Origin of the sequence: Desertibaculum subflavum (assembly GCA_003576705.1) — a bacterium.
In the GTDB taxonomy this organism is placed as follows: Bacteria; Pseudomonadota; Alphaproteobacteria; order Ferrovibrionales; family Ferrovibrionaceae; genus Desertibaculum; species Desertibaculum subflavum.
In genome coordinates, this window is the sequence record QOZS01000043.1 from 40,016 (window position 1) to 46,514 (window position 6,499).

Consider the following 6,499-nt stretch of genomic DNA (forward strand, 5'->3'; position numbering starts at 1 on the left):
CATACGGCCCACGCCTAGGGTGCCGCGGCAATCCAGACGGGGATATTCATAAATGAAGCTCGTGACGTTCGAGGCCGGCGGCAAAGTCTCCTGGGGCGTGGTCGCCGGCGACGGGATCGTCGATCTCGGCGCCAGGCTCGGCTCGAAATATCCGGACCTCAAGGCGGTGATCGCCGCCGATGCGCTGGCCGAGATCGCGGCCGCAGCCAAGGGGGCCAAGGCGGACTGGAAGCTCGCCAGCGTCATCTTGCTGCCGCCGATCGGCAACCCCGACAAGATCCTTTGCGTCGGCGTGAATTACGACGAGCACCGGGTCGAGACCGGGCGGCAGAAATCGGATTTCCCGGTGATTTTCACCCGCTTCGCCGACACCCAAGTCGGTCACGGAAGCCCGCTGGTGAAGCCGCGCTCTTCCGAACGGTTCGATTTCGAAGGCGAGCTGGCGGTGGTGATCGGCCGGCCCGGTCGCCACATCCCCGAGAGCACCGCGCTCGCCCATATCGCCGGCTATGCCTGCTACAACGACGGCAGCGTGCGCGACTGGCAGCGCCATACCCACCAGTTCACCCCGGGCAAGAACTTCCCCGGCACCGGCGGCTTCGGGCCCTGGATGGTCACCGCCGACGAAGTGCCGGATCCGTTCAAGCTGACCCTGACCACCCGCCTCAACGGCGAGGAGGTGCAGAAGGCAACGACGGACATGATGATCTTCAATATCCCGCAGCTGATCGCCTATATCTCGGGCTTCACCGACCTGCGCGCCGGCGATCTCATCATCACCGGCACGCCGGGCGGCGTCGGCGACCGCCGCACGCCGCCGCTCTACATGAAGCCGGGCGACACGGTAGAGGTGGAGATCTCCGGCGTCGGCCTGCTGCGCAACGGGATCGTCGCCGAATAGGTGCCGCTCATCGCTTGTGGGACCTGCGCGGGTGCAGGTCCCACAGCTTCTCCATGGCGAGATAGGTGAACGAGGCGGTCCAGCCGATCATGACGAGGCCGTTCAGCGCCTCGACGCCCGACACCAGGCGCAGCGCGCCGTGCGGCACCAGATCACCATAGCCGAGCGAGCTGTAGGTCACGGTCGAGTGGTAGAGGTAGGTCGAGAACTCGCTGACCGTATCGCCGGTCAGATAGCCGAGTCCGGCAAAGCGGTCGAGCAGCAGAAAGCCGAGCGCGTAGAGCCACACTTCCACAGTGTGGGCGGCAAAGGCGCCAATGATGATGACGATAATGCGGGCGCGCGGCCGGATCCGGAGATGCGGCAGCAGGGCACTGACCAGCCGCAGCGCCTCGTAGTGGATGCCGACGGTGGCGAGGACCAGGGCCGTCGAGGCGAGCATACCCATCAGCATCCGGCGGCGGGCTCCATGATTGCGGCTTGCACAAGCAGGGCGGTACTCTAGCCGCCCATCGGAGGATCGGTTTTGCGCTATGTCAGCACGCGGGGCGAGAGTCCCGCGCTCGATTTCGAGGGCGTCCTGCTCGCCGGCCTGGCGCCGGACGGCGGCCTCTATGTGCCGGCGCGCTGGCCCCGGCTTTCCCGCAAGTCATTGATTTCATTGCGCGGAAAGTCTTACGCCGAGCTCGCCGCCGCGGTGCTGCAGCCCTATCTGGGCAGCCATCTGGACGCCGATGCCTTCGGCCGGCTGCTGGCCGAGACCTATGGCGGCTTCGACCATCCGGCGGTGGCGCCGCTCACCCAGCTCGACGCCAACGACTGGGTGATGGAGCTGTTCCACGGGCCGACCCTCGCCTTCAAGGACATGGCGATGCAGGTGCTGGGCCGCCTGCTCGACGGGGCCCTGGCCCGGCGCGGGCGGCGGGCCACCATCCTGGGCGCGACTTCGGGCGATACCGGCGCCGCGGCCGTGGATGCCTTCCGCGGGCGGCAGGCGATCGACGTCTTCATGCTGCATCCGGAAGGGCGCATTTCCGCGGTGCAGCGCCGTCAGATGACCACGGCGCCGGACGCCAATGTCCACAACATCGCCATCCAGGGCACCTTCGACGACTGCCAGGCGCTGGTGAAGGCGCTGTTCCAGGAGGCGGATCTGCGCGACCGCCTCAACCTCGCCGCGGTCAATTCGATCAACTGGGCGCGGGTGATGCTGCAGATCGCCTATTACGTGCATGCCGCGGTGGCGCTGGGCGGGCCGGACCGGCCGGTCGCCTTCAGCGTGCCCACCGGCAATTTCGGCGATGTCTATGCCGGTTATGCCGCGGCGATGATGGGTCTGCCGGTGGCCGGCCTTGTCGTGGCGACCAATCGCAACGATATCCTGGCCAGGTTCTTCGCCTCCGGCGAATACCGGCGCGGCGAAGTTTCCGCGACCATCTCCCCCAGCATGGATATCCAGGTGGCATCCAATTTCGAGCGTTACGTATTCGACCGCGTCGGTCGCGATGCGGCCGAGCTCAACGCCCGCATGGCAGCTTTCGCGCAGCTCGGCGCTTTCCGGGTCGAGGTCGGCAATGCCGATCTCTTCCGCGCCGCGTCCGTCGGCGAGGACGAGACCAGGGCCGAGATCGCCCGCACCCATCGCGCGACGGGCTGGCTGCCCGATCCCCATACCGCGGTCGGACTGGCGGCGTCGCGCATCCGGCGCGGCGATCCCGCCGTGCCGATGGTGACGCTGGCGACGGCGCATCCGGCCAAGTTCGCCGAGGCGGTGACGGCGGCGAGCGGCGTCGTGCCGCAACTGCCGCCGCGCTATGCCGACCTGATGCAGAGGCCCGAGCGCTGCACCACCCTGCCGAACGATGTCGGCGCGGTGCGCGCACATCTCATGGCGCATGCCGCGCTCGGCGACCGGCGGAGCGCGGCATGAGCGTCACCGTCACCACGCTGAACAACGGGCTGCGCATCGCCACCGATCCGATGGAGGGCGTGCGCACGGCTTCGGTCGGCGTGTTCGTCAATGCCGGCGCGCGGCACGAGACGCAGGACGGTCACGGCGTCGCGCATTTCCTCGAGCACATGGCGTTCAAGGGCACCGAGCGGCGCAATGCCCGCGGCATCGCCGAGGAGATCGAGGCGGTGGGCGGGCACCTCAACGCCTATACGGCGCGCGAGCAGACGACCTACTACGCGCGCGTGCTGGCCGACGACGTACCGCTCGGCATCGATTTGCTGGCCGATATCGTGCAGCACTCGGTCTTCGCCGAGACCGAGCTGGACAAGGAGCGCCAGGTCATCATCCAGGAAATCGGCCAGGCCGAGGACACGCCGGACGACCTGGTGTTCGACCTGCTGCAGGAGATCACCTTTCCCGACCAGACGCTCGGCCGGCCGATCCTCGGGACGCCGGAAAGCGTGGCCGGCATGCCGCGCGCGGCTTTGTGCGATTTCATCGACGGCCACTACGCGCCGGCCAATGTGGTGTTCTCAGCGTCGGGCGCGGTCGAGCACGAGCGCATCGTCGATCTGGTGACGAAGGCGTTCGGCGCGCTGCCGGCGGGCCGGCCGCACCAGATGGAGCCGGCGCGCTTCCTCGGCGGCGAGCGGCGCGAAAAGCGCGAGCTGGAACAGGCGCATCTCGCGCTGGCATTTCCCTGCGTCGCCTTCGACGACCCGGATTTCTACGCTGCGCAGGTCTACACGACCCTGCTCGGTGGCGGCATGAGCTCGCGCCTGTTCCAGGAGATCCGCGAGAACCGGGGCCTCGCCTATTCGGTCTTCGCTTTCACTGGCGCCTATAACGACGGCGGCGCGCTCTCCATCTACGCCGGCACCAGCGAGGAGGATCTCGGCGAGGTGGTGCCGCTGGTCGCCGCCGAGATGCTGGCGCTGACCGAGGCGGTGACCGAGGGCGAGGTGGCGCGCTCGCGGGCCCAGCTCAAGGCCGGCCTGCTGATGTCGCTGGAAAGCTCGACCGCGCGGGCGGAGCAGCTTGGCCGCCAGCTCCTGGTGCACGGCCGTCCGCTCCCGACCGAGGAGATCGTGGCGGCCGTGGATGCGGTCGACGAGGCGGCGATCCGCCGCGTCGCCAGACGCGTGCTGGGCGGCCCGGTCGGCGTCGCGGCGGTCGGCCCGGTCGGGCGGCTTGCGGACTATGCGAGGTTGGCGGCAAGATTTCGGCTCTGAGTCGGCGGCATTCCGCCCCGGCGCGGTGGGGGCCAGGCCCGTGCTGCTCGAGCGTTTCGGTGGTCTTGGTGGCAGGTTGCCGGTGCTGCACGGCCGGCGGGTCGTGCTGCGCCAGCCGCGTTACGGCGACTACGAGGCCTGGGCGCGGCTGCGCGCCTCGAGCCGTGCCTTCCTCGAACCCTGGGAGCCGCCCTGGCCGGCCGATGCGCTGGATCGCGGCGCCTTCCGCCGGCGGGTCCGGCGCGCGGTCGGCGATGTGCGGACCGGCACCGGCTATTCCTTCCTGGTCCTGAACGCCGACGAGAGTGCGCTGCTCGGCGGCATCGCGCTGTCGGATATCCGGCGTGGCATCGCCCAGAGCGCCGATGTCGGCTACTGGATCGGCATGCCGCATGCCCGCCAGGGCTATATGGCGGAATCGCTGCAGGTGGTGGTCGACTTCGCCTTCGACGAGCTGCGGCTGCACCGTATCGCCGCGGCCTGCCTGCCCGATAACGATGCCAGCCGGGGCGTCCTGGCCAAGGCGGCGTTCCGGGCGGAGGGGCTGGCGCGCGGCTATCTCAACATCAACGGCAGCTTCGCCGATCACGCGCTTTATGGGATCCTCGCCACAGATCTGCGACCATGGCGGCTAAATGGCCGTGCGCATGCGCGAAATATTAACGCGGGCTTTACTCCCGCCACCTAGGGTCGGCAACCGGCAGAAAGTGGGCCGAGGACCATGGCGGACCTGGAGCAGTTAAGGCGGCAGCGCGATCGCTTCGTGGCGTTCGCGTTCTCGGCTGCCGATCTGCTGATCGAGGTCGGCGGTGACGGCCGGATTCAATTTGCCACCGGCGCTGGCGCCGGCGTGGTGCGGCGCCCGGTGGACGAGCTGGTGGGCGCGCCCTGGCTCGATCTGATCCATCCGCGCGACCGCCGCATGGTCGACCTGCTGACGGCGGGCCTGCAAGCCGGCCAGCGTCGCGGCCCGATCGCGGTTCGGCTGCGCATCGGCGGCCAGCGCAAGGACGATCCGGCGGTGCATGCCGCCTTGACGATCTACCGCATGCCGACCGAAGGGGCGGCGCTCCACTGCACGCTCAGCGCTGTCAAGCGCCCGATGCGAGTCGACAGCAGCGAGGACAAGCGCGATCCCGAAAGCGACATCCTGAACAAGGACGGGCTGCTTGCCGCGGCGAACCGCCTGCTGAACGATCCAAGCGTCGCCAAGGACGAGACCACCCTCACGCTGCTCGACCTGATCGATGTCGAGAAATTCGCGCCCGGCCTGCCGAAGGGGGACCGCGAGGAGCTGATCAAGAGCGTCGGCGCCACCTTGCGCGCGAACTCGATCGACGGCGACGGCGCCGGCCGCTTCGCCCGCTCGAAATTCGGCGTGCTGCACGAGAAGGCCATCAACGTCGACCAGTTGCGCAATGCGGTGACCGACGTCATCAAGGGCTTCGATCCCGCCGCCGACGGCAACGTCATCAAGGCTTCGACCATCGATCTCGGCGGCGACAATCTCTCCTCGGCCGAGGCGATGAACGCCATGGTCTACGCGGTCAACCACTTCACGGCCGCGGCGCCGGGCGAGTTGCCGCCGGCCAGCCTTGCCGAAGCGCTGGAGGAGATGGTCGGCGAGACGGTCAAGCGCGTCTACTCGTTCAAGGAGGTGCTGGGCGAGGAGCGCTTCACCTTCGCCTTCCAGCCGATCGTCGCCATGAAGGACCGCAGCGTGCACCACTACGAGGTGCTGGCGCGCTTCCAGGACGGCCGGCCCGCTTTCGAGACCATCCGCTTCGCCGAGGCGATCGGCATGGTCGAGCAGTTCGACCTTGCCGTCCTGCGCCGCTCGATGGCGATCCTGGACGAGCGCATTGCCGAGCCGGAGCTGCGCCTCGCCGTCAACCTGTCCGGCCGGTCGATCCAGAACGACATCTTCGTCAAGGTGCTGCTCGGCCTGCTCGATCGCGGCCGCATCCTGGCCCAGCGCCTGAGCCTGGAGATCACCGAGAGCGCCGAGATCGCCGATCTCGAGAAGATCGACCGCGTGCTGCAGGAGATCCGCGGCCGGGGCTTTGCCGTCTGCATCGACGATTTCGGCTCTGGCTCCGCCTCGATCCGCTACCTGAGCGGGCTCTCGGTCGATTTCCTCAAGATCGATGGCTCCTACGTTCAGCGCATCACCCATTCGCGGCGGGACTATGCGCTGCTGAAGTCCCTCGCCCAGCTCTGCCGCGACCTCGATATCGGCACCATCGCCGAAATGGTCGAGACGGAGGCACAGGACAAGTCGCTGCGCGAGATCGGCATCTCGCTCGGCCAGGGCTGGCTCTACGGCAAGCCCGGGCCGCTTGTGCCGCCGCAGCCGGCCCCGGCCGCCGCCCGTGCCGCCCCGCCAGCCGCCCAGCCGGCCCGGGCGGCCCG

General features: G+C 68.6%; 6 protein-coding genes. 5 read left to right on the plus strand and 1 reads right to left on the minus strand.

Annotated features, from left to right (window positions below; translation table 11 throughout):
* The first annotated feature begins 52 nt into the window (after nucleotides 1–52).
* A complete protein-coding gene (locus tag DT074_RS20340) occupies nucleotides 53–901 on the plus strand; it encodes a fumarylacetoacetate hydrolase family protein (protein WP_119421698.1) in 849 nt (282 codons plus the stop codon).
* 7 nt (nucleotides 902–908) lie between these two features.
* Here DT074_RS20340 and DT074_RS20345 read toward each other — a convergent pair whose 3' ends face one another.
* On the minus strand, nucleotides 909–1,355 hold the full coding sequence (locus DT074_RS20345; RefSeq protein WP_119421699.1) for an ion channel: 447 nt from the start codon (nucleotides 1,353–1,355) through the stop codon (nucleotides 909–911).
* Between the two features lie 72 nt (nucleotides 1,356–1,427).
* Here DT074_RS20345 and thrC point away from each other — a divergent pair, with 72 nt between their 5' ends.
* From thrC to DT074_RS20365, 4 genes are all read left to right on the plus strand, one after another.
* The gene (gene thrC, locus DT074_RS20350) at nucleotides 1,428–2,831 is read left to right on the plus strand and encodes a threonine synthase (RefSeq protein WP_119421700.1); all 1,404 of its coding nucleotides are present in this window, start codon (nucleotides 1,428–1,430) and stop codon (nucleotides 2,829–2,831) included.
* Complete coding sequence (locus DT074_RS20355) at nucleotides 2,828–4,087, plus strand: M16 family metallopeptidase (protein ID WP_119421701.1); 1,260 nt, start codon at nucleotides 2,828–2,830, stop codon at nucleotides 4,085–4,087. The genes thrC and DT074_RS20355 overlap by 4 nt, the downstream gene beginning before the upstream one ends.
* Nucleotides 4,088–4,127: 40 nt before the next feature.
* Nucleotides 4,128–4,775 (plus strand): GNAT family N-acetyltransferase, encoded by a 648-nt coding sequence (locus tag DT074_RS20360; RefSeq protein WP_368744800.1) that lies wholly within the window; start codon nucleotides 4,128–4,130, stop codon nucleotides 4,773–4,775.
* A gap of 75 nt (nucleotides 4,776–4,850) precedes the next feature.
* Nucleotides 4,851–6,499: EAL domain-containing protein (locus tag DT074_RS20365; RefSeq protein ID WP_162915044.1), on the plus strand; the 1,649-nt coding region annotated here is incomplete at its 3' end.